A 23,135-nucleotide genomic window follows, 5' to 3' on the forward strand; every position below is an offset into this window, starting at 1 on the left:
TATAAAGTCGACAATCGACAAATTCCTAATGGGATGAAAGGGTGGGATGGCGATGGATCCGGCAATTAAACCGGCAACGCGGTCTTTTGAAGATGCGACACCTTTATTGGCGGCACCTGAGGAACTAAGACGCGAAGCGGAGAAGAAGGGGTATCTGTTCTTTAAGCATTTCTTCACTCGGGAAGAAGTGATAGAGCTTCGGGGGCAGATGTTGAATGTCCTGCAGGAAGAAGGGCTTCTGGACGATGAAGCGCCGCTGCTTGATGGGATTGGCAATCAGCCGCTTATTGACAACATGACGGTCGAAGAGCTGAACTGGAATGGAATCGGAACGACGCAGCAGGTTTATCATAAGGTTCAGAAGCTGGAATCCTTCCATGCTGTGGCTCATCATCCCAAGCTGCTTGGTTTGTTCGATACGTTGTTCGGTGAACGCACCTTCCCGCATCCTCGCAATATTGCTCGTATTATGCTGCCAAGCGACAAGCTGAACGTGACGCCGCCGCATCAAGATTTTCTCCATATCCAGGGCAGCTACACCACATGGACCTGCTGGGCACCAATCGGCGATGTGCCTAAGGCGCTCGGCGGTTTATCGGTACTTGAAGGCAGTCATGATACGGGGCTGCTTACGGTGACGGCTAATCCCGGTGCCGGGGGATTGGAGTCGATTCTTTGCGGGCTTGGTTATGAATGGGCGGAGACCGACTATGAAGCGGGAGACATCTTGATTTTCCACAGCTTGACGGTGCATAAGGCGCTTGCCAACACGATTCCCGGACGGGTGCGCTTGTCGCTCGATTTGCGGTTTCAGCCTGCCAGCCAACCAATCGAGAACGCCTCCTTGCTGCCGCACGGGCCATTCGAGTGGGATGAACTGTACGAGGGCTGGACACGCGAGGAGCTGCAGTACTATTGGAAGAAGGAGCAGTTCACGTTCCTGCCGTTCAACGAGGAGATCCGCTGGCAGAAGGACAAAATCTGTTAGCTTGTATTAGCCACCTTGCTATGGTACAATAATATTGCTGTTTCTAGGTCTTGTCTCCTTAGGCAAGGCACGGCAAACTTTAAATTTGCTCCTTGTGCGCAGGAGGTGGAACTATGGAAATCACTTTTAAAATTTTGCTTATTATTTTCTCCTTGGCTCTGATCTCAGTTGTACTTTTGCAAAAAGGGAAGAGCGCTGGGTTGTCGGGTGCAATTTCCGGCGGTGCTGAGCACTTGTTCGGTAAGACTAAAGCACGCGGCTTGGACCTGTTCTTACAGCGTATGACAATTGCAGTGGCAGCAGGCTTCTTTATTACTGCTCTGGTTGTTGCGTACCTAGTTAAGGCGTAAATGAAATAAGATGTACAGAAAGCGGGCTTAGGGCTCGCTTTTTTTGTTGCTTGTTGGAACTGGAAAAAGTTGACTGAGTATATACCGCCGGCGAAAATTGTTATTTTTGCCAGGCTGGTGCGGATGGTGGCCATACCTTTCGTGTATACTATATAGTATATGGCAAATCTATCAACCGAAGTGGTACATGAGGTGAGAAGTTATGGTAACAGAGCAGCAGCTGCTGGAGTTTATGCGTGAGCAGGCGTACAAGCCGATGACCTACCAAGAGCTAGATAAGCAGCTGGGCGGAGAGGGAGATGCGGCATCGTTCCGCAATTTCCTTGTAGTCTTAAACGAGCTGGAGAATGAGGGCAAAGTCGTACGGAATTCCAGCGACCGCTACGGGCTTCCGGAGCGGATGAATTTGGTGCGCGGGCGGGTACAGGGTCATGCGAAAGGTTTTGCTTTCTTAATCCCTGAGGACAAGGGACATGGCGATGTGTACATCAACGCCAACGATCTGAAGAGTGCGATGAACGGCGATATCGTGCTCCTGCGCGTCACTTCGAAGAGCGCATCCGGCGGTCGCATGGAAGGCGAAGTCGTGAAGATCATCGATCGCGCTGTGACGCAAATTGTCGGAACATTTGATCATCATGAGTCGTATGGTTTCGTGCTGCCGGATGATAAAAGGATTAATCGGGATATTTTTATTCCACAGGGTCAATTTAAAGGCGCGGTAACCGGCCAAAAGGTTGTCGTGCGCATCGTGTCCTATCCGGAAGGCCGTTCGGCGGCTGAAGGTGAAATCATTGAAGTGCTCGGTCATAAGGATGACCCGGGCATTGATATTCTCTCCATTATTCGGAAGCATCAGCTGCCTGAGAGCTTCCCTGATGATGTGATGGCAGAAGCCGAGGCAGCTCCGGATTCCATCACGGAGGATGAGATTGTGCGTCAAGGCCGCCGTGACCTGCGCGATAAGGTCATTGTAACGATCGATGGCGAGGACGCTAAAGACCTGGATGATGCAGTTAATGTGGAACGCCTCGAGAACGGCAACTTCGTGCTGGGCGTGCATATAGCAGACGTCGGTTACTATGTAAAAGAAAATTCGGCACTGGATCAAGAAGCTTACCGCCGCGGATGCAGCGTGTACTTGGTGGACCGTGTTATTCCGATGCTGCCTCACCGCTTGTCGAACGGGATCTGTTCCTTAAATCCGCAGGTGGATCGATTGACGCTATCCTGCGAGATGGAGTTTGATGCAGCTACGCTTAAGCGCGTGCGCCATGAAGTGTTTACGAGCGTCATTCGGACGAAAGAGCGTATGACCTATACGAATGTTCGCAAAATCGTCGCGGATGAGGATCCCGAAGTTATGGAGCGCTATGCCGAGCTGGTACCGACGTTCAAGCTGATGGAAGAGCTTGCGATGCGTTTGCGCAATATGCGGATGAAGCGTGGCGCGATTGATTTTGACTTCATCGAGTCCAAGGTCATTGTGGACAGCGATGGCAAAGCGATCGACATCGTGAAGCGTGAGCGTTCCATTGCGGAATCGATTATCGAAGAGTTTATGTTAGCAGCGAACGAAACGGTGGCGGAGCATTTCCACTGGCTGAAGGTACCGTTCCTGTACCGGACGCATGATAATCCGGATCAAGAGAAGCTGCTGCATTTCGTGCAGTTTGCGGCTAACTTCGGGTATACGATTAAAGGCAAAGGCGGAAGCGTCATTCATCCGCGTGCGCTGCAGACGCTGCTTGAGGATGTGCGCGGGTCGAAGGAGCAGACCGTTATATCGACGGTGATGCTGCGTTCGATGAAGCAGGCGAAGTACGATGCGGAGAGTCTCGGCCACTTCGGCCTTGCCGCCGAGTTCTACTCGCACTTCACGTCGCCGATTCGGCGTTATCCCGATCTTGTCATCCACCGCGTCATGCGCGAAGTATTCGAGAATGGCGGCACGCTGACGGATGCTCGTCAGGAAGCGCTGACAGCGCGTATGCCCGATATCGCGCAGCAGTCGTCGGAGCGGGAGCGCCTCGCGGTTGAAGCGGAGCGCGACACGGAGAAGCTGAAGAAATGCGAGTACATGCTCGATAAAGTCGGCGAAGATTTCGACGGCATCATTAGCAGCGTGACGAGCTTCGGCATCTTCGTGGAGCTGCCTAATACGGTCGAGGGGCTCATTCGATTGAGCGAGCTCTCGGACGATTATTATCACTTCCACGAGCAACACATGCTGCTGATCGGCGAGCGTACGTCGAAGACGTACCGCATCGGCGATGAGGTGCGCATCCGCGTGGAGCGGGTGAATATGGATGAGCATACCATTGATTTTGGGATGCTCGAGAATAAGAGCGCTGACGGCGCCGACCGTGCGCGCGAGTATGGGCTTGGCGGCGGCCGCAGCGGAGCCGGCCGCGGTTCGCGCAGCGGCGGCGGAGGCCGCGAGCGTGGCGGCGCAGCCGCGCAGCGCAGCGGGCGCGGAGGCGCAGGCGCGCGCGAGGGCCGCGGAGGCGGCAGCGCGCCGGCGGTGGCGCGCGAAGCGGCCGTTGGGCCGCGCGGACGCGGCCAGCGGCGCGGCGGCGCAGCTGCGGCGGAGCCAGGCGCGACGCGCAGCAGCGGAGCGGGAGCGCCGCAGGCGGAGCGCGGCGGCAGCGAGCGCGGCGGACGCAGGCGCAAGGGCCGCGGCGGCGAAGCGGCGCGCAGCGGCGGAGCGGCGACGCAAGGCGCGGGAGTCGTGCCGGTGCGTCGCGAAGGCGATACGCGTGCATGGAAGCCGGAGGATGATTTCAACCTCGATCGGCTTCTCGGTACGGATGGTGCAGCGCGTAGTGGCGGCGAGTCCGGTGAAGCTAAGCGTAAAGCAGTCCGCACGGATATGTGGGGCTTGCCGATTCTGAATGCAGGGTCGCTTAAGGATAACGGTGAAGATCCGGATGCTTACCGTTCGCGCGGTCGTGATGGTGGCGGTGGCCGAGGCTCACGCAGCGGCGGCGGTGACCGCGGATTTGGCGGTCGTTCTTCCGGCTCAGGTCGCGGAGGATCTTCCCGAAGCGGCGGCGGCAATGGTGGCGGAAGCGGCAGTGCTGCCGGTGGAACCGGCTCTCGCCGTAAGAAACCGGCTGGCGGTGAGTCTACGCCTGTAACGCCTGCACCTGATGCAGGGAGCACTAGCACAGCCGGTACTGGCGGCACTGGCTCGAAGCCGCGTAAGAAGAAGAAAGACGGCAACTCGACCGCAGCTTTTGTGCGGAAGAAACGCTTGTAATACGCGGTTGAAGCTTGCTTTTACCAAATCTTGATTTCAATCTGTAAAGTTGTTACAATGGACTCCTGACTGCAATGGTTAGGAGTCCGTTTATTACTGGAGAGGTGGGATAGAAGTGGCGAAGAAGAGTGACGGGAAACAGCTGGCACAGAATAAGAAGGCTTCCCATGACTATTTCATCGAGGATACCTTTGAAGCGGGCATGGTGCTGATGGGAAGTGAAATTAAGTCGCTTCGGATGGGACGGGCCAACATTGGTGATGCGTTTGCCACGATTCGGAACGGTGAGATTTTCATTCACAATTTGCACATCAGTCCTTTCGAGCAAGGTAACCGAAGCAATCCGGATGATCCGACTCGGACGCGCAAGTTATTGATGCACAAGGTTCAGATTCATAAGCTGCTTGGGTTGTCCAAGCAAGATGGCTATGCAATCGTGCCGCTTAAGATTTATGTTCGCAACGGTTACGCGAAGCTGCTGCTCGGCCTTGGTAAAGGGAAGAAGCAGTACGATAAACGAGAATCGGCGGCGAAGAAGGATGCGCAGCGCGATATTCAACGTGCATTGCGTGAGAAGCAGAAGGTTGCCAGATAGTCGGGATTGTTCGGCTGCTGGTTGTAATGGTGAACGTCGCCATCGCTTCCAGAAAGACATGCCTTCACGAAGGCGGCACCTGTGTTATACTAAGTAAGCAACGAACGACGAAGTATCGTTTTACATGCTCAAGTACGTTGAGACTGCCTGAACGTTAGGCGGTACCAGTCGACAGAGCGTCTTACCTGCTAAACGGAACGTATGGAGCCGTTTATGCGATATTGGGGGCGTTTATGGATTCGACGGGGATAGTTCGAGCATGGGTTGCGGGTAGTGGGGACGCGTCCACTTCATCAACGCTAAAGCCTATTAAACGGCAAATCACAAAACAACTACGCTTTAGCAGCTTAATAACCTGTTAGCGTGCTCCTCCTCAGCATCGCCCATGTGACTGGGATAGGGGCTCACATATAGTGGGATACGCCGCTTCGGTCTCCGCCTGGGGTCGACGGAAGAAGATAATCAGGCTGACCCAACGCAGAGCCGGTTACGGGGCGCTGCTCGGGTGACATCAAAACTGTGACTACACCCGTAGAAGCCTGTGTGGCGTTGTCTTCGGACAGGGGTTCAAATCCCCTCGCCTCCACCAAATGTAGAACCACATCCGCATGAGGATGTGGTTTTTGCTTTTGTAGAGCTGCAAATAATTCGTCGCTACTGATGCCTTTCGTTCACCACTTCACAATCACGCAGCAACATCCCTCTTCGTAAATACGAGCCAAGAGACCAGATTGAACACGATGAAGTAAACGATCAGTACAGCAACTGAAAAAGCAAGGGTCATCCCTTCTTGATAAGGGTGGCCTGATAAATAGGGGGACAGATCGATATTCGCAAACAAAATGTACTTGCTCCAGGCATAGGGACGGAGGAACTCGGTAGCGATCTGACCCGCAAACATGGAAAAGAGGGAGATTCCGATGGCCATCGCACTGCTGCGAAACGCTGTCGAAATCATGAAGGCAATGGTAACGAACATAATCGTCGATATCCCTTTAAGCAAGTATGTTTGCAGCAGGTTCGCGACCATGTTCTGTTCCACAACATCTCCGTCAGCATTAACGCTTAGCAAGGGCAAGTCGATGTGCCCGAATCCATACAACATTCCGTTAATCAAGATCGATACGATAAACAGGATGATCAGGAGCGTGATCCCGAATAGAATCATGGATACATATTTAGACAGAAGGATTTTGAGCCGGCTGCTCGGTCGGATCAACAGCAGCTTGATCGTGCCGGAGGAGAATTCGCCGGCCATGCTGTCCCCTGCGACAATAACGGTAAATAACGTAACCAGAATCACGAAGTTCGTCGATATATGAATACCCATCCAAAGCGTGCCATCGACCGGCCGGATATCGTGCTTAAGCTGATAATCGTATAGGGCTACCAGCTCTTCATAGTTGCTTTGACTTTCCTTGCTCAGATCCGGCTTTTGCAAAGCTTGCAGTCGGGATTGTTTCTCCGCGGCGACATGCTCCTGCCAAGTACCGCTCTTCGGGTCATTACTGTAGTCGTTCCATGCCGCGAAGTTCACAAAGCCAAGAATAACGATCATGACTCCGATCATGATCCACGTTCGGATTCGGCGATACAGCTTCATATTTTCGTTTAGCAACAGACTACCCAATTTGTCCGCCTCCCGTTATTTCTAAGAATCGATCCTCCAAGGATTGACGTTGTGCTTGAACACCGTAAATTCTGACATCCACTCTCATCAGATCCATCAGGATATCCGGAATCCGCTCCTTCTCAGCCACAAACGCGAGCCCTTCAGGAAGAGCCTTCACTTCCTTCACATACGCAATCGCCTTCATGGCATCCAGTGCGCGATCGACCGGTTTCGCCTCTATGACGAAGGTTTGCGTTTGGTTTGCCGACTGAACAAACTCCTGAATCGGTTTCACATCGACCAGCTTGCCTTGTTGGAGGATGGCAACGCGATCGCACATCAGCTCCATCTCGGACAATAAATGGCTGGAGACAATGACGGTAATTCCTTCCGTGCGGGTCAACAGGCGCAAATAATCGCGAAGCTCGCGAATGCCCGCCGGATCAAGCCCATTGGTCGGCTCATCCAGAATGAGCAGGGACGGACGATGCAGGAGTGCCTGCGCTACTCCTAATCGCTGACGCATTCCCAGAGAATACTTCTTCACCTTGTCACGGATCCGATTGTCCAGCTTAACGAGGCTGACTACCTCATCGATGCGTGCCTTGGTCACGCCCGGCACCATTCGCGCATAATGAACGAGATTGTGATAGCCGCTCAAATACTTGTACATTTCCGGATTTTCCACGATGGCTCCGACATGACGGATCGCTTGCTCGAACTCGGTTTTTATATTTTTCCCTTTGATGAAGATTTCGCCTTCGGTAATGGACATTAAGCCAACCATCATGCGAATGGTGGTCGTCTTGCCGGCCCCGTTGGGCCCTAAGAATCCGAAAATTTCTCCCTGCGGAACATCGAATGTTAGATTATCAATGATCGTGGAACGGCCGATTCGTTTGGTTACTTGACGCAAGCTGAGGACGGGTTCATTGCTCATGATCGATCTCCTTCTATATGGTAATGGCTGAAGCGTGTGAGCGAGCACTTCAATGTTTTAATATGATTCTAATTCAATAATTATTGTTTTACAATAAATTTTTACTATATAAAGATGTATTATTGTTGTTAAAAGGTGACTGCTCCTCTGTTTTCCACTACGTGTTCCTATGAATTAGATGAAGAAGGATCTACGCCACGCAACCTTAATCTCGTGATATAATCTTACTAAACATGCCAGTTGGCCTTATAGGAATGGATGATATGTAAGCGCACCCAACGATAGAGTTGGATGTCGCGGGAATTTTGATGTTAAGGGAGCCGATTATCGATGGACGTCGTTTACCAATTTGAAGAAGTAGCCAGACTTCCTTTGCCCGGGGATAACTGCGCCGTTGCGATTCGCCAATTGAACGCCGGCACTGTCATTCAGTATGAAAACCAATCCTTCGTCTTGGATTACACCGTTATGGAAGGCCATCGGTTCGCGGTACGAGCGATCGCTCCCGGCGATGAGCTGCTTTCGTGGCAATTGCCTTTCGGCGTGGCGCTTATGCCGATTGATCCCGGTCACTATGTAATCAACGAAACCGTTCTGGCAGCGCTCAGTGTGCGCAAGTTGGCATTCGTGCTGCCGCCTGTGCCCAATTTCGCGGATCAAGCTCATCCTTATATCCTGGATGAGGAGAACTTCCAGCCTGCTCCGGCATCGCCGGCTTATACGGATATGCGCAACTTTATGGGGTATCGCCGGCATGAAGATCGCGGGGTCGGCACGCGCAACTACGTCGTACTGCTTGGCACCACGTCGCACACGGGCAGTTATGTGAAGATGCTAGCCGCTCGTCTGCAAGGCGAATGCGATAACTATTCGAATATCGATGGAATTGTCCCCGCTGCGCACACGGAGGGCGGCACGGAGAAGCCGAATAACGTGGACTTACTGCTTAGGACGCTCGCCGGCTTTATGGTCAACCCGAATGTCGGTGCGGTATTGCTTGTCGATTACGGCAATGAATCGGTCACGAACCAGATGGTGGAGGCTTATGCACGCGAGCATAGCTACCCCATTGATGAAGTCCTTCATAAGTTCGTATCGCTCACGGGCAGCTTCGAAGAGGAACTGGTTATAGGTGAAGCATTAGTACGGGAGTGGCTGCCGACGGTCAATGCGATGCAGCGGACGCCTGAATCCATAAGCCACTTGCGAATCGGGTTGCAGTGCGGCGGTTCGGACGCTTTTTCCGGCGTATCCGCGAATCCCCTTCTTGGCTGGGTTTCGGAACAATTGGTTCGTTACGGCGGCGCGGCCAGCCTGGCCGAAACCGATGAATTAATTGGCGCAGAGCCCTATGTCCTGTCAAAGGTACGCAATGTGGAAACCGCGCGTAAATTTCTGGAGCTGCTGGACCGCTTTAAGGAGCGCACGTCTTGGCATGGAACAAGCGCGGAAGGTAACCCGTCCGGCGGTAACATGTATCGCGGCTTGTACAACATCTATCTCAAATCCATAGGCGCCGCGATGAAGAAAGACCCTGCAACGCGGATTGATTATGCAACCGAGTACGGAGAGCTCATGAAGGATGGCGGCTACTATTTCATGGACAGCCCCGGAAATGATCTGGAGAGCATCGCCGGGCAGGTGGCCGCAGGCTGCAACATGATCTTCTTTACGACGGGAAATGGTTCGATAACCAATTTCCCGTATGTGCCGACGATCAAGGTGGTCACGACAACTCGCCGCTTCCAGCTGCTGTCGAACGATATGGATGTGAACGCAGGTCAGTATCTGGAAGGCAAGTCGATGGATGAGCTGGGACAAGAGGTATTCGAATTGGCGATTCAAATTGCCTCCGGCCAGCAAAGCGTCGGCGAGAAAGCGGGCCATGCCCAGGTGCAAATTTGGCGCAACTGGCAGCAGAACGATGCGAGCCAGCTGCAGACGCTGCTGCACGCACCCACACCGACAGGAGCTCCGATCGCCATTCAAGAGGATGCTGCAGCGTTGGCCAACCCGATTCAATTTACTTTGACTCGGCAGCGTGATCGGCAGTCCAGCGGGAATATCGGCTTGATTGTGCCGACCAGCCTCTGTGCCGGTCAGGTAGCGGGCATGATCACCAAGCGACTGAACGAGCAAGGAGCGGGGCAGTCCGATCTCTCGGGCTTCGTCGCGTTAGCACACACGGAGGGCTGCGGCGCTTCCGGGGGACCGGCCGAATCGCTGTTTGCCCGCACGATGATCGGCTACATCACGCACCCGATGGTAGAGCATTGTTTGCTGCTCGAACATGGCTGCGAGAAAACGCACAACGATTATATGCGCCATCAGATGGAAGTCAATGGCGTTGATGCGAGCCGTCTCGGCTATGCGAGCATCCAGCTTGACGGCGGAATCGCCAAGGTGAGCGAGAAGGTCGAAGCTTGGTTCGCCGAACGATTGGTCGCGGCTGCGCCTGCGGAGAAGGTGACGGTCGGACTGGAAGGACTGCGCATCGGGATCGTTAGCGACGGCGCCATAAGCGACGATGCCGGCGAGCAGCTGGCAGCGCTTGCCAAGATGGTTGTCGGTGCAGGAGGTTTGGTCGTCGTTCCTGAGAATAGCGGATTGCTTGCGGCGGATGCGTTCGGCCAACATCTATTTACTGCACCTCAAGCTAAGCCATCCATCGCCTATGGGGAACATGTTCGCCGCAATGGATTCCACATTATGGAGACGCCAACGACACATTGGGTCGAGACGGTCACGGGACTTGTAGCTACCGGTGTGGAAATCGTGATCGCGTTGATCGGCAATCGACCGATGCAGACGCATCCTTTCGTCCCGATGCTGCAAATCGCATCCGAGCAGGCCGTGCTGCAGAAGCATCAGCAAGATGTCGATTTGGTGCTCTCGGGCAGCCCCGATGTATGGGCGAACCAAATTCTCGAGCTCAGCAAGCAAGTGCTGGAACATACTTATTCGCCGCGTCTCTATCAGCAAGGTAATATCGATTTCCAATTGACGCGGGGCTTTTTAGGCGTATCACTATAACGCAGCCATCTATGAAAGTGAGGATCACGCAATGTCGAACACACTATTATCCAAACGGCCGCTCGGCAATACCGGCCTGTACGTAACGTCGCTATGTCTTGGAGCCGCCCCGCTCGGGGATATGCCGGAAACCTTTCAATATGGCACGCCGGAAGAACAAGCCTTGGTAACGCTGCGCACCGCATTTGAAAGTCCCATCAACTTTATAGATACAGCTGCATCCTATGGCTTTGGCGAGAGCGAGCGGCGGATCGGCAAGGCCATTCAAGCCAATGGCGGGCTTCCGGCGGGTTACGTGCTCGCCACCAAAGCCGACCGCGACTTCGCGACCGGCGATTTCAGCGGCGAACAAATCAAACGTTCCGTCGAAGAAAGCCTTGAGCGTCTGGGACTTGATCATCTGCAATACGTTTATATCCACGATCCTGAACATACCACTTTCCAAAATGTCATGGGATCCGGAGGTCCGCTCGAAGTACTGCAGAAGCTTCAGAGTGAGGGAGTCATCGATCACATCGGCATATCCGGCGGACCGATCGATTTGCTCATTCAATACGTAGAAACGGGAGCGTTTAGCGCGGTGGAAACTCACAATCGCTATACGCTGCTTAATCGAGCTGCCGAACCTCTGCTTGATGTCGCGAGTCGCATGGGCGTCGCCGTCATCAACGGTGCTCCTTATGGCAGCGGCATCTTGGCCAAAGGTCCGGATGCATACGCCCGTTATGCCTATAGCGAAGCTTCGCCGATCATACTGGAAAGAGCGCGCTCTTTCGTCAAAGTGTGCCAGGAATTTAATGTGCCGCTGGCCGCCGCAGCCCTTCAGTTCTCGCTTCGCGACCCGCGCGTCACCAGCACGGTCGTTGGCATGAGCAAGCCGGAACGTGTCGCTCAGACGGTGGAACTCGCGAATTACCCGATTGCCCCTGAATTATGGCCGGCGCTTGATGCCTTCGGCTACGATGTGGACGATCCGGAAGCGAATCGATTTGATTAATGGCTAGTCTTAGTGGCTTAACATAGGCGCGGTTAGCCTCCACTAAATGTAAACCCCATCTGCCATTGCGGATGGGGTTTTTAGGCTTTCCGGGTTTTCTTTTACCTAATTGGAAGGGTAATTGTTGTGCATGAATAAGCTGGCATCTTCGGAATGATTTCTCTCGTTTGATAGATACTAAGGAAATGGTGGTACGAGGTCGAATCGGTTGAATTTTCGGGAGGCGAATGTCTTGAACTGGTTATGGAATGAATGGCGCACGCTCTTTGGATCGCGGAAAAGGCTCGTACCGATAATCGCAATGTGCTTAATACCCTCACTTTACAGCGGTACTTATTTATGGACCTATTGGGATCCTTACGCGCACTTGGAAAGGCTGCCGGTCGCTGTCGTGAACGAGGACCAGCCGGTTGATTCTCAAGGTAAAACGTTTGCGATTGGCAATGATCTCGTGAACGAGCTCAAGAAGGACCGTTCCTTAGAATGGCGGTTTATTAATGCGGAGGAAGCGGATGAGGGGCTGCGGAACCGAAATTTTTATTTCGAAATATTCATTCCTTCCGACTTTTCGCATCGGGCGACAACCTTGGGGACAGATCAGCCAACGCCGCTTGAGCTGACCCTGAAGCTGAATGAAGGCCTTAATTATATCGTGAGCAAAATTGGCAAATCGGCAGTCGAAACGATCAGGCAACGTCTATCAGAAGAGTTATCGGCAAGCTACGCGAAAGCCATTTACGAACAGCTGACCCCGCTCGGCACGGGCTTCCAGAAGGCGAGCGATGCAGCATCACGGCTCGATACCGGCCTTATGCAGTCGGCTGACGGCACGAAAGCGCTTCTCGAAGGATTACGTAATGGACAAGCTCCTATATCGAGGCTGGAACAAGGTGCTGCCGAGCTGGCGTCTGCTTCGGGGCGCTTATCCGGAGGCGCCGAGCAGTTAGGACAAGGCGCCACTAAGCTTTCCGGCGGCTTGGGAAGTCTGAGCAGCGCGATGGATCAGCTCAAAGCCGGAAGTACGGACGCTGCTCAAGGGGCGGATAAAGCGTCGGCTTCGGCAAAGCAACTGAGTGATGCGTTGTCGAAATGGCTGGCAGCTCACCCTGATGAGGCCAAAGATGCAGAGCTGACGCTCATCGGAAAACAAAGCAAGCAGATGTCCGATGCGATCGATCGAGTAAGCGGCGGTGTAAACGCGCTGTCCAAAGGCGTTGCGGAAGCCGGCAGCAGTGCGGCACAGCTATCGAACGGAGCCGGACTCTTCGCGAGCCAGCTGGCGGCACTTGGAGCTGGCGCATCCAAGCTGCGCGACGGCGTAACTGCTGCTGCGGATGGTATCCATAAAGTGGCCGGCGGGTGGAGCAGTCTTACGACCAACGTTGGTAAATTGTCGGACGGCCAGCAAGCGCTCGCGCAAGGAGGCGCAGAGCTGAGCCGGGGGTTATCGGAAGGGGCGGCGAAAGCGGCAAATATTCACGCGTCGGATCATTTATTCGCGATGCTCGCCAATCCCGTCCATTTGAAGGAGCAGGCCCTTCATCCATTGCCAAACTACGGAACGGGGGTCGCGCCGTTTTTCGTTTCGCTCAGTCTTTATATCGGTGCGCTCTTATTTGGCAACGTCTTTGCCTTCCGAGCGACGAGTGCGCCTCCCCCGTCGGGATTGTTATGGTTCTTCTCGAAATTCGGCGTGCTCGCCCTCATCGCGTTCGTTCAGAGCGCCGTCGCCAGCTTAATTCTGATCCCCGGGGTCGGCTTAAGTCCGTCTTTCCCGTTCGAATTTTTCGCTTTCGCCTTTTTATCCAGCCTTGTATATATGTCCGTCGTTCAAGTGCTGATTACGGCGTTTGACGATTTCGGGAAGCTGCTGGGCATTATCGTTCTCGTCCTGCAACTGACGGCTACCGGAGGCGTGTTCCCTGCGGAGTTGACGCCGGGCATTATGCAGGCGCTTCACGGGGGATTACCGATGACGTATTCGGTGGAAGGATTCCGCGCACTGCTTTCAACAGGCGACTACGCGCTTGTGCGGCAGGATGCGCTGATATTGGTCATTTTTGCGGTAGTTCCGGCCTTGCTCACATGGATGGTTCTGTCGTACTTGCATAAGAAATTGAAGGTAAGAAGCGGACTCGCGGAAGGCACTTAATCCATTGTCTACAGCCAGCTGGTGCCTTCAACGCGAAGCAGAAGTTTACAAAACCTATAACTGGAATTCATATAAACCCCTACCTCCTTATATAAACTGGAATGGTCCAAGAGACGAATCAGAAGGAGTAGGGTGGTCGTTCACAATACTAAAAAAACATGATTTGCATGAATGCCATTCGCTGCATCATTTGATGGTCGATCCTGCCGTTTTTCCTTACGTCCGTAATAAGTGCCGGTCCTATGAAGAATATTTGTTCACCACTAAACAGTGGATCGCACAGGAATCACAGGGAACCTTGATTTCGAGAACGATTATGAATGAGCTTGGACATCCGATTGGTACGATTCAGTTATACGATATTGGGAATAGAACAGGCTTTTTGGCGACATGGATAGGAGCTCCTTATTTTGGACAAGGGTACAATGCGCGGGCAAAAGAACGCTTCATGACAGAGCTGTTTCTTGAACATCGCATCGAGACGGTGTATTTGAAGATTCGCAGCCACAATATTCGTTCCAAAAAGGCGGTAGAGAAGCTGCCGTATGTTCAGCTCGCGAATGATCGCAACCCGCAGCTCTATGAATCGATCAATTCGACGCAGCAAGTCTATGATCTGTATCAAGTGGAGCGGGCCGGCTTCTTAGAGAGGCAAAGTCGAATCCTGCCAATTAAGATGACAAGAGAATGGTCAGTTTTGCTGCAAGAAGGATAAACCACCCAAACGGCGAATATTGTTCCATACTTAAAGTGAGGTGGCGGAGGTGCGGGGCATTCGCTCGATAAAGACGACCAGAACGATTCCCAGGAAAATAAGTTTCTTGCATGTGCTGCTTAATCGGTTTGGTTTCTCCTCGCTGCGCAAACGAATTATGATCTTGCTGACTGTTGGCTTAGTCGGCTTCGCCAGCTTAATGGCACTGGTCTCTTACAATGCGATCTATACCATGCAGCACGATAAAATCAAGACCTCCATGGCTTTCGATCTATACCAGCAAACAACGAAGCTGAACCAAATGTACAATAACTTGCTTCAGGTTACGCAGCAGATGACGCCGGAAGGCACGGTGGGCAATCTGATGGAGTCTTATCTCTCTGCCAAGGACTCTTATAGTCAGCGTATTCTCTCTCGTGATATCTCCTACAATATTGGATTAATCACATTTTCTAATCCGGCCATGGAGCTGGTGATGTATTTTCATACCGAAACCGGACAGCCTACTTTATCGAATTTGCCTCTGCGGGGAGACTTTACGCTGCAATCCTTACCTGATGTCTCTGGTATGGGGCAGCTGAAATACCAGTCCCCGCATAAATCGTTGTGTCGATTCAGCGATGATCAGGTGGTGTCCGTCACACGGGAAGTGAAATTCTCAGACGGAACGCAGTTAGTCGTTTATGTAGAAGCCAAGACCGACATTTCGACAGATATGAATTCGCTTTCAGAAAGCGTAAACATGCCCTATTCGCTTGTATTCACGGATTCTGCGGGTTTGGTGACCTATAATAGCAGCGATTCAACGGCTTTTGCGGCCGGCCAACGGCTCATGCTAACGGGACAATCGGGTTCAACAGACGGTTATGTATGGAACCGAATGACTGGCGATTACGGCTACGGCATTACGCTGCTTCTTCCCGTCTCTTATTACAATCATGAGCTCTATACATGGAAGAATCATATGTATTGGATTCTCGCTATTGCCCTGCTGATGATGTTTCTGCTTACGCTGCTGTTGCGGCGGCTCATTAACGGTCCGTTTCAACTCATTGAGAGGGAAATGAGGACGTTTGGCAAGGGCTACATGGGGACCAGCCAGTATCGTACGGGGATCGATGAATTTGACCGGATATTCGATCAGTTCAATATTATGAAACGGCAAATTCAGCAGCTCATTATAGACGTGGAGCAGAAGGAGAAACGGCGGCATCAGCTGGAGATCGAGAAGCTGGCTTACCAGATTAATCCCCATTTTCTGATGAATACGCTCAATTCGGTGCGCTGGCTGGCAGTGATGCATAAGCAGGCGAAGATTGAGAAATTTGTTTCTTCGCTAATTAATCTGTTGAATTATAACTTAGGTAAATCAAAGGAAACCGCGACCTTCCGATCGGAAACAGAGGTCATGCGAACTTACCTGGCGCTTCAGCAGATGCGGCATGATTTTGAAGTAAAGCTGGAGATCGAGGAAGGGAGCTATCTGGATAGCCCCGTAGCTAGGTTTATCTTGCAGCCCATCGTAGAGAATGCCGTCTGTCACGGCCTTGATGATCACGGCATGCTGGAAATCTCCATCTCTCCTGATGAAACGGCGCAGATGGTGCACATTATCATCCGCGATGATGGCAAAGGGTTAAGTCATGAGACGCTGGCACTGCTGCAGCGCGATACGCCGGATCAGCAGCAGACGGGATGGGGGATCGGGCTTCGTTATGTGCGATCCATGCTGGAATCATTTTATGGCCATAACGCTCGTATGGGTATAGAGAGCACGCCGAACCAAGGCACAACGGTAACGTTAGATCTACCTTATCTTCAGCATAGAGAGGAGAAAGCGATTTGATCCGAGTATTAGTCGTTGATGATGACAAACTGGCGCGCAAAGGATTGATTTCGATCATGCCTTGGTCAAGTCACGATATGGTTGTTGTCGGGGAAGCGGCCAACGGCGCGAAGGCGCTGGAGTTTATGGAAAGGCATGAGGTGGATCTCATGTTCGTGGATCTCTCGATGCCTGTCATGTCGGGCATGGAGCTGCTTCAGGTGACAAAGCAACGATTCCCGGGGCTGCGCTCCGTGATCTTATCCTTCCACGAAGAGTTCGAGAATGTGCAAACGGCTTATCGCATGGGGGCACTCGATTACCTATCGAAGGTCCGATTGGAATCCGAGGACGACGAGCAAATATTGAAACGAATCCAGCAGCAAATGACCGGCGAAAAGTCGCGTCAGACCGAAGCTAAGTCGCCTGCGATATCGCTTGCTTCTCCTGACCCAGAGTCCAACATTCGCTCACAAGAGGAAGAAGTTTGGTCCGCGCTGGAGCAAGAGTGGCGCTCACACTACTGGCTGTATAATGAATCGGTTTTTCAGCGCTTATGCAAGCAGACAATTGAAGCCAAGGTTTCTTTTCGCCGAGTAGAAGGCCTGTTCATGCGTGTCCTTTCCCAACTCGAGACGATTACGGCACTGGATATCGAACTCCGCTCGGAGGCCAATGACGTTCGCTCGGCGGTTGAATGGCTGCGCGATTACAGGAAACGTGTGTACGCACAGGTTAGGGCCTCAGCGGACTTTGCGAACACGACGACCAGTATTCTCAAGGCGGTATGGTTCATTCGCGAGCAGGCTTCCAACACGCTGCATGCCGAGGAAGTCGCGGATCATGTGCATATGAGCCGGAGTTATTTTAGCCAATGCTTTAAGAAGCTGACGGGTTCGACGTTCAATGATTACTTAAGGCAAGAGCGGATGAGAGCTGCCGAGCGGCTGCTGTGCGAAACCAATCAGTCCATCGCATGGGTGGCTCATGCCGTAGGCTACAATGATTCCAAGTATTTCTCTCAGCTCTTCTATGAGCAGACGCGTCTATTGCCCTCCGAATTTCGAGCGCAATTCCACAAGGGGGACGATTGATTGCAATCGATCGAACAAATATCCACCTCAGTCCTGTATTCGCCGCAAAACGCGGCACATCCGTCTGACTTTTTTTCTTCGCTTCCCATGTACAATGAAAAGGCAAGAAACAAAGGGGAGGGTTAAGATGAAAAGGAAAATGGCATTGTTGCTTTCCACTGCATTACTTGGTTTAACTGTGACGGCATGTAGTTCCAATGATTCATCGAACAATGATTTGAAAGCGTCTTCAAATTCAGACTCGAACTCCGCAACCCCGGCATTAACGGGAGATGATCTGGCTTTCTCTAAATTCCCGAAGCCTGTTGATGTTCACATCGGCATGGTGGTGGATCCGACGGACAAGACGCTGCCGGAAGGCGACAGTGTAAGCAACAACCCGTACACACGTTATCTGAAGGACAAGTACAACATCAACATTATTGTCGATTGGACCGCGGCTACCGGTAACGACTTTAAGCAGAAGGTCAGCTTGACTATCGCTTCGGGTAAGTTGCCCGACGGTATGGTTGTCGACGACCGTTCCTTTATGACCAAAGCAGCCAGCTCAGGATTGCTGTATAATATCACCGATATTTTCAATCAATATCAATCTTCGCAGGTGAAGGAAATCATGGCGAGCACCGAGGGCCGTGCACTCGAGAATGCCAGCTATGACGGTAAAATGGTAGCGCTTCCGAACATCACGGTGGATACCGATGGCGTTCACGTTCTCTGGATTCGCAAGGATTGGCTGGATAAGCTGAGTCTGCCGGTGCCGAAGACTTTGTCTGATATCGAGAAAACGGCGAAAGCGTTTATTGATAACAAGCTTGGCGGGGACAAAACGATCGGTATCGCCGGTCCTTCCAAAAACTCGTTCCCTTATTCAACCTTCCTCGTTTCCTCCAATAACATGGGCGGCTTCGATCCGATTTTTGGTGCGAATGATGCTTATCCGGGCTACTGGCTCGACAATGGCGACGGATCGGTATCGTACGGAACGACTTCCGACAATACGAAGAAAACGTTGGCTTTGCTGGCTGACTGGTACAAAAAAGGGCTTATTGATCCCGAGGTGGGCACACGTGACAACGTGGGCGATCCGATCAATGCCAATCAGACGGGGATTTTCTTCGGTCCTTGGTGGAATGGCGGCTATGGCAACGGGGACTCCTTCAAGAACGATCCGACTGCGAACTGGCAGGCCTATCCGGTTTATACAGACGACAACAAGTGGAATACACATATGAAGACGACCGGCAGCACGTACACCGTTATCAGTAAGAACGCCAAGCCGGATGTCGTTAAAGCCATCATGATCATGAATAACGCACTTGTGCGCGATGAATCGACCTTCGATTTATCGGTTAATGTGGGCTGGTATCCGCTCCGCAACGTTATGGCTGCGGCCAACGAGACGGAATACGAGTATACCGAGCTGCTGAAAGTACTGAAGGGCGAGACGAACGCTGAGGATTACAACAAGCCTAACAGCTTGTACAAACTGATGTATGCGGATGCCAAGAAGGTCAAGGACGTCGTTAAGCCTCCATACGATGATCTCAATGTCAGCAACTTCAGCACGGCGAACTTCGGCGACTTCCAGCGTTTGTATTCCCTCTTGATTGGCGATCGTCCGTTCACAACGGTTCCAATTGATAAGAAGGTCTTCAGCGTAACCTACAACCAGACGCTAACCATGGAAACCAAATGGGCGAATCTGAAGAAGATGGAAGATGAGACGGTTATGAAAATCATCCTGGGCCAAGCGTCCATCGACTCCTTCGACAAGTTTGTGAGTGATTGGAAGTCTCAAGGCGGAGATGAGATCACGGCGGAAGTTGCACAACTCTTGAAGAAGTAATGATGCAGAAGCTTGCGGAAGGCACTGCCGGTTCGGGTGCCTCTCGCAAGCTTTACTATCCGGCGAGAGACAGGGATAGGAATAAGAATAGGGAAAGGGAGAGGGAGGTTAGACGGAATGAGAAAATTGGGCCATCAGAAGCACTATTATTTGATGCTGCTGCCGGGTATGGTCTGGCTTGTGATGTTCAGCATTGTGCCGATGTTCGGCATTCTGATGGCATTTCAGAATTATAATCCGGGAGCGGGACTGTTCAAATCCGAGTGGGTCGGGCTGGAGAACTTCAAGTATATGTTTCAGCTTAATGACAGCAAGACGGTTATCGTCAATACCTTAATCATCGCTGTCGGCAAAATCGTGCTTAATCTGATTGTGCCGCTTATCTTCGCCATTCTGCTAAATGAGCTTCGCAGCTTGCGTTACAAGAAGCTGGTTCAGACCTTTGTTTACCTGCCGCACTTTCTGTCATGGGTGATCATGTCCACGATTGTCATTGGGATTTTCGGCTATTATGGCGTTATCAATACGGTTATCGGCATGTTTGGCCATGATCCAAAACTGTTTATGGCGGATGCGGGCATTTTCCGGCAGATCGTCATTGGAAGTGATGTGTGGAAAGAGTTCGGCTATAACGCGATTATCTATCTTGCGGCACTGACAGGCATTAATCTCAATCTGTACGAGGCGGCTGCTATTGACGGCGCTAATCGCTGGCAGATGATCCGGCATGTCACGCTTCCCGCGCTGACGACCACGGTTGTTCTGCTGGGCGTCTTAAGTTTAGGTAACGTACTGAACGCCGGCTTCGATCAAGTGTATAACCTGTATAACCCGCTTGTATTTTCAACCGGAGATATTTTGGACACATGGGTATACCGGCTGGGCTTGCAAAATCTTCAGTTCTCGCTGGCGACGGCTGCCGGGTTGTTCAAGTCGGTCATTAGCTTTGTACTGATTTTCATATCCTATCGTCTGGCGTATCGCTATGCCGATTACACGGTATTCTGAAGGAGGACGCTGCATTGGTCAGAAATACAACGTTAGGCTCGCGGACGTTTGAAATTGCCAATATTATCGTCCTCGGTATTCTGCTTATTAGCTGCGTATACCCGCTGTGGTATACGTTCTGTGTATCCATCTCCATCAAGTCGGCCGCTAATGCAGGCTTGGTTACCATTTATCCGATCGGCTTCTCCTTGGCCCCGTATAAGGAAATTATCAACGACAGCCTGTTCTTTAACGCGTTCTGGATTTCCATCCAGCGCACCGTGCTAGGTACATCGTTCTCCTTGCTGATGACCGTATTAATGGCATACCCGCTGGCTCGGCCTAAGAGAGATTTTAAAATGCGCAATACTTTCATGTGGGTCCTTGTCTTCTGTATGCTGTTTAACGGAGGATTAATCCCCTGGTATCTCACGATTCAAAACTATCACATGATCGATACGATCTGGGCGTTGGTGTTGGGCGGAGGTGTGCCGGTCTTCGACGTCATTCTGATCATGAACTTCTTCAAGAATCTGCCGAAGGAGCTGAATGAGGCAGCCGTAGTCGACGGAGCCGGTCCGTGGTCCGTTCTGTTTCGGGTATATATCCCATGCTCGATTCCTGTGCTTGCTGCGGTTGCGTTGTTCCTTGCCGTTTATCATTGGAACGAGTTCTTTAACGGCTTGGTGCTGATGAATACGGCTGCGAAATATCCGCTTCAAACTTATATCCAGCAGTTGGTCGTCAACATTCCGGTTGGCACCAGCCTGACGCCGGAACAATATAAGAAGCTTTCGGAGCTGTCTAACCGGACGCTGAACTCGGCAAAGGTGTTTATCGCCATGGTGCCGATGCTAATCGTATACCCTTTCCTGCAAAGATACTTCGTATCCGGTATTATGCTCGGCGCCGTGAAGGAGTAGAACTGATAGGAAGAACGGTACAAACCCACATCCGTATGAGGATGTGGGTTGTTGCTATTAATATCGTGAATTAATGATAGCGATTACATTAATATTTGACGCGCTTTAGTTTCCAAATTATGATGGATTGTGTATTGAAACGTTTCAATAGAATTTGGTAGTGAAGGAGAGAGTGTTATGAAGCAAACGATGGAAGTATACGAACAGCTTTCGGAGAAGGTCAAAGCGTTCGCTGATCGCCAGCATATGGATTCGTACCGCTTGATTGACGCTTGCCGCAATCCGCGTACCGGTCTGTATGGCGACGCCTATTTCAGCTTTGGTAGTAATCCAGAGCAAATGTGCTCTGTGGCTGCTACCGGAGTCGGCTTAATCAGCCTATGTGTCGCGGATCATGAAGGTTGGGATGATCAAGCGGCGGAGAAGGTGAAGCTTACTTTAAACGCCGCACTGGGCAACGTAGATGGCTGCCGTCCTACTAGAGATGAATCGACCGGCTTCTTCGCGCATTTCATAGATATGGACTCGGGCAATAACGACGTGGGTTCTGAAATATCGACGATTGATACGACGTTGCTCGTAACCGGAGCGCTCTTCGCTGGACAGCATTTTAAAGAAAATGCGCCGGAGATCGACGTGATGGCCCATGATTTGCTGGATCAGATCGATTGGAGTGTCGTCATCGCCGATAAGGATAAAGGCATCATCAACATGATTGTCAAAGACGGTAAAGGAATCGCACCGCTGCCCGCTTTTAACGAATATGTAATGGTTGCTTATTTGGCCAAGCTCGCCGAGCCGGATCACCCCGATATCGCCGAGCTATGGGATAACACGTTTGCGGTTGATAAAATCAACCATTATCCGCAGAAGCTTTACCGGGATATTCCGGTCATCACCGACACGAACACAACCGACAACCATCTGGCGTTTCTGTCTTCATTCGTGCATCAGTTCCCTTACTATTTAGTGCCGGACTATGCGAAGAGCGAAACCTACAATAAGTTCTATGAGAATGCTTGTCTGGCAGACCGGTTGAAGTGGAAAGAGCTTAGCGATGTGCCTTCCTACGTGTGGGGGTATGGAGCGGGAGCCAATGACGGCCTCTATAACACGTATCACGCCGATAAAATCAATGATTCGCCGGGAAATGTCGCTTCCGCTTATATCGTAGCCGGCTTCTTGCCGGTGTACCCTGCGGGCATTCACGATATGTATGCGATGTATCAGTTGCATATTCCATATGACGTGTATACAAATCCACAAGACCCGGTAGATGAGGCCAAATTCAAAGCTGCCTACAAATACGGGGTGCATCGTTTCTCCTGGTGGCATCTTGAAGGAGCAGAGCGCTGGTATCCGGAGAAGGTAACGGTGATCGATTGGAGCTCCATGCTGTATGGCATGACGGCGTTCAAACGAGGCATGTCCTTCTTTACCGACCGTTTAAAATAAGTATTATAGAAGTAAAGGCTCGACTGTCACGAGCAGTCGAGCCTTTTTGGTATAGAGGGGTAACTAGAGTTGAGATAAATTGTATAATAATACCTGTTGCTATACCCATGTCTTCCATGTTATATTCTATTTCTGCCTCCGAGACATTAACTTGGAAGCGGTGATCGAGACAAAAACAAGTTGAAAAATAAAGCTTGCAATCATGCTTCGATTCATGGTAAGATCTAATTCCGGTCATGAGCCGGAAGGAAATAAACAAGAGTAACACGAAGTATTTGTTCTTTGAAAACTGAACAATGAGCGACCAGTCAAATGGTCATAAATCGCGAAACTAACGTTTCGCAAAGCTAGTTTTTTGAAT

16 protein-coding genes and 1 other RNA gene are annotated in these 23,135 nt (G+C 51.6%); 15 read left to right on the forward strand and 2 right to left on the reverse strand.

Going from position 1 to position 23,135, the window contains the following annotated elements:
- Nucleotides 1-52 precede the first annotated feature (52 nt).
- The 5 genes from AC0YN4_RS31210 (at nucleotide 53) to ssrA (ending at nucleotide 5,784) form a co-directional block, all read left to right on the forward strand.
- Complete coding sequence (locus tag AC0YN4_RS31210) at nucleotides 53-988, forward strand: phytanoyl-CoA dioxygenase family protein (RefSeq protein WP_475784707.1); 936 nt, start codon at nucleotides 53-55, stop codon at nucleotides 986-988.
- Nucleotides 989-1,101: 113 nt separating this feature from the next.
- Nucleotides 1,102-1,338 carry a preprotein translocase subunit SecG gene (secG, locus tag AC0YN4_RS31215; RefSeq protein ID WP_090986128.1) on the forward strand — a complete coding sequence of 79 codons (237 nt, stop codon included), beginning with the start codon at nucleotides 1,102-1,104 and terminating at the stop codon, nucleotides 1,336-1,338.
- 202 nt (nucleotides 1,339-1,540) lie between these two features.
- Nucleotides 1,541-4,600, forward strand: a complete 3,060-nt coding sequence (gene rnr / locus AC0YN4_RS31220) for a ribonuclease R (protein ID WP_475784708.1) — start codon at nucleotides 1,541-1,543, stop codon at nucleotides 4,598-4,600.
- A 115-nt stretch (nucleotides 4,601-4,715) separates the two neighbouring features.
- Entirely contained in the window at nucleotides 4,716-5,195 is a 480-nt protein-coding gene (gene smpB / locus AC0YN4_RS31225) for an SsrA-binding protein SmpB (RefSeq protein WP_091225616.1), read from the forward strand.
- Between the two features lie 223 nt (nucleotides 5,196-5,418).
- Nucleotides 5,419-5,784: a transfer-messenger RNA gene (ssrA, locus tag AC0YN4_RS31230) on the forward strand.
- A 96-nt stretch (nucleotides 5,785-5,880) separates the two neighbouring features.
- On the opposite strand, the gene AC0YN4_RS31235 is transcribed toward ssrA, so the two are convergent.
- Together AC0YN4_RS31235 and AC0YN4_RS31240 are read right to left on the reverse strand one after the other, a co-directional pair.
- Nucleotides 5,881-6,825 (reverse strand): ABC transporter permease, encoded by a 945-nt coding sequence (locus AC0YN4_RS31235; protein ID WP_475837577.1) that lies wholly within the window; start codon nucleotides 6,823-6,825, stop codon nucleotides 5,881-5,883.
- Nucleotides 6,818-7,747, reverse strand: a complete 930-nt coding sequence (locus AC0YN4_RS31240) for an ABC transporter ATP-binding protein (RefSeq protein ID WP_475784710.1) — start codon at nucleotides 7,745-7,747, stop codon at nucleotides 6,818-6,820. The genes AC0YN4_RS31235 and AC0YN4_RS31240 overlap by 8 nt, the downstream gene beginning before the upstream one ends.
- 330 nt (nucleotides 7,748-8,077) lie before the next feature.
- Between AC0YN4_RS31240 and AC0YN4_RS31245 the strand changes: the two genes are divergently transcribed.
- The 10 genes from AC0YN4_RS31245 to AC0YN4_RS31290 all read left to right on the forward strand — a co-directional run bounded on the left by AC0YN4_RS31245 (nucleotide 8,078) and on the right by AC0YN4_RS31290 (nucleotide 22,774).
- Entirely contained in the window at nucleotides 8,078-10,780 is a 2,703-nt protein-coding gene (locus AC0YN4_RS31245; protein WP_475837578.1) for a UxaA family hydrolase, read from the forward strand.
- Between the two features lie 31 nt (nucleotides 10,781-10,811).
- Complete coding sequence (locus AC0YN4_RS31250; protein WP_475837579.1) at nucleotides 10,812-11,777, forward strand: aldo/keto reductase; 966 nt, start codon at nucleotides 10,812-10,814, stop codon at nucleotides 11,775-11,777.
- Between the two features lie 232 nt (nucleotides 11,778-12,009).
- Nucleotides 12,010-13,929 carry a YhgE/Pip family protein gene (locus AC0YN4_RS31255; protein ID WP_475837580.1) on the forward strand — a complete coding sequence of 640 codons (1,920 nt, stop codon included), beginning with the start codon at nucleotides 12,010-12,012 and terminating at the stop codon, nucleotides 13,927-13,929.
- Nucleotides 13,930-14,092: 163 nt separating this feature from the next.
- Entirely contained in the window at nucleotides 14,093-14,644 is a 552-nt protein-coding gene (locus AC0YN4_RS31260; protein ID WP_475837581.1) for a GNAT family N-acetyltransferase, read from the forward strand.
- 49 nt (nucleotides 14,645-14,693) lie between these two features.
- Nucleotides 14,694-16,490 (forward strand): sensor histidine kinase, encoded by a 1,797-nt coding sequence (locus AC0YN4_RS31265; RefSeq protein ID WP_475837582.1) that lies wholly within the window; start codon nucleotides 14,694-14,696, stop codon nucleotides 16,488-16,490.
- On the forward strand, nucleotides 16,487-17,563 hold the full coding sequence (locus tag AC0YN4_RS31270) for a response regulator transcription factor (RefSeq protein ID WP_475837583.1): 1,077 nt from the start codon (nucleotides 16,487-16,489) through the stop codon (nucleotides 17,561-17,563). Before AC0YN4_RS31265 ends, AC0YN4_RS31270 begins: the two co-directional genes overlap by 4 nt.
- A gap of 127 nt (nucleotides 17,564-17,690) precedes the next feature.
- Nucleotides 17,691-19,409 carry a type 2 periplasmic-binding domain-containing protein gene (locus AC0YN4_RS31275; RefSeq protein WP_475784717.1) on the forward strand — a complete coding sequence of 573 codons (1,719 nt, stop codon included), beginning with the start codon at nucleotides 17,691-17,693 and terminating at the stop codon, nucleotides 19,407-19,409.
- 117 nt (nucleotides 19,410-19,526) lie between these two features.
- A complete protein-coding gene (locus tag AC0YN4_RS31280) occupies nucleotides 19,527-20,417 on the forward strand; it encodes an ABC transporter permease (RefSeq protein WP_475784718.1) in 891 nt (296 codons plus the stop codon).
- Between the two features lie 14 nt (nucleotides 20,418-20,431).
- Nucleotides 20,432-21,319 (forward strand): carbohydrate ABC transporter permease, encoded by an 888-nt coding sequence (locus AC0YN4_RS31285; RefSeq protein ID WP_475784719.1) that lies wholly within the window; start codon nucleotides 20,432-20,434, stop codon nucleotides 21,317-21,319.
- 177 nt (nucleotides 21,320-21,496) lie between these two features.
- Nucleotides 21,497-22,774, forward strand: coding sequence for a hypothetical protein (locus AC0YN4_RS31290; RefSeq protein ID WP_475784720.1), 1,278 nt, complete (start codon nucleotides 21,497-21,499; stop codon nucleotides 22,772-22,774).
- Nucleotides 22,775-23,135: the final 361 nt, after the last annotated feature.

Source organism: Paenibacillus sp. J22R3 (assembly GCF_056269305.1).

What these genes read in the sequence shown, in the direction of transcription:
- AC0YN4_RS31245 (WP_475837578.1), top strand. Translation starts at nt 8,078, where the DNA reads ATGGACGTCGTTTACCAATTTGAAGAAGTAGCCAGACTTCCTTTGCCC.
- AC0YN4_RS31250 (WP_475837579.1), top strand. Translation starts at nt 10,812, where the DNA reads ATGTCGAACACACTATTATCCAAACGGCCGCTCGGCAATACCGGCCTG.
- AC0YN4_RS31290 (WP_475784720.1), top strand. Translation starts at nt 21,497, where the DNA reads ATGAAGCAAACGATGGAAGTATACGAACAGCTTTCGGAGAAGGTCAAA.
- AC0YN4_RS31240 (WP_475784710.1), bottom strand. Translation starts at nt 7,747, where the DNA reads ATGAGCAATGAACCCGTCCTCAGCTTGCGTCAAGTAACCAAACGAATC.
- rnr (WP_475784708.1), top strand. Translation starts at nt 1,541, where the DNA reads ATGGTAACAGAGCAGCAGCTGCTGGAGTTTATGCGTGAGCAGGCGTAC.
- AC0YN4_RS31280 (WP_475784718.1), top strand. Translation starts at nt 19,527, where the DNA reads ATGAGAAAATTGGGCCATCAGAAGCACTATTATTTGATGCTGCTGCCG.
- AC0YN4_RS31275 (WP_475784717.1), top strand. Translation starts at nt 17,691, where the DNA reads ATGAAAAGGAAAATGGCATTGTTGCTTTCCACTGCATTACTTGGTTTA.
- secG (WP_090986128.1), top strand. Translation starts at nt 1,102, where the DNA reads ATGGAAATCACTTTTAAAATTTTGCTTATTATTTTCTCCTTGGCTCTG.
- AC0YN4_RS31210 (WP_475784707.1), top strand. Translation starts at nt 53, where the DNA reads ATGGATCCGGCAATTAAACCGGCAACGCGGTCTTTTGAAGATGCGACA.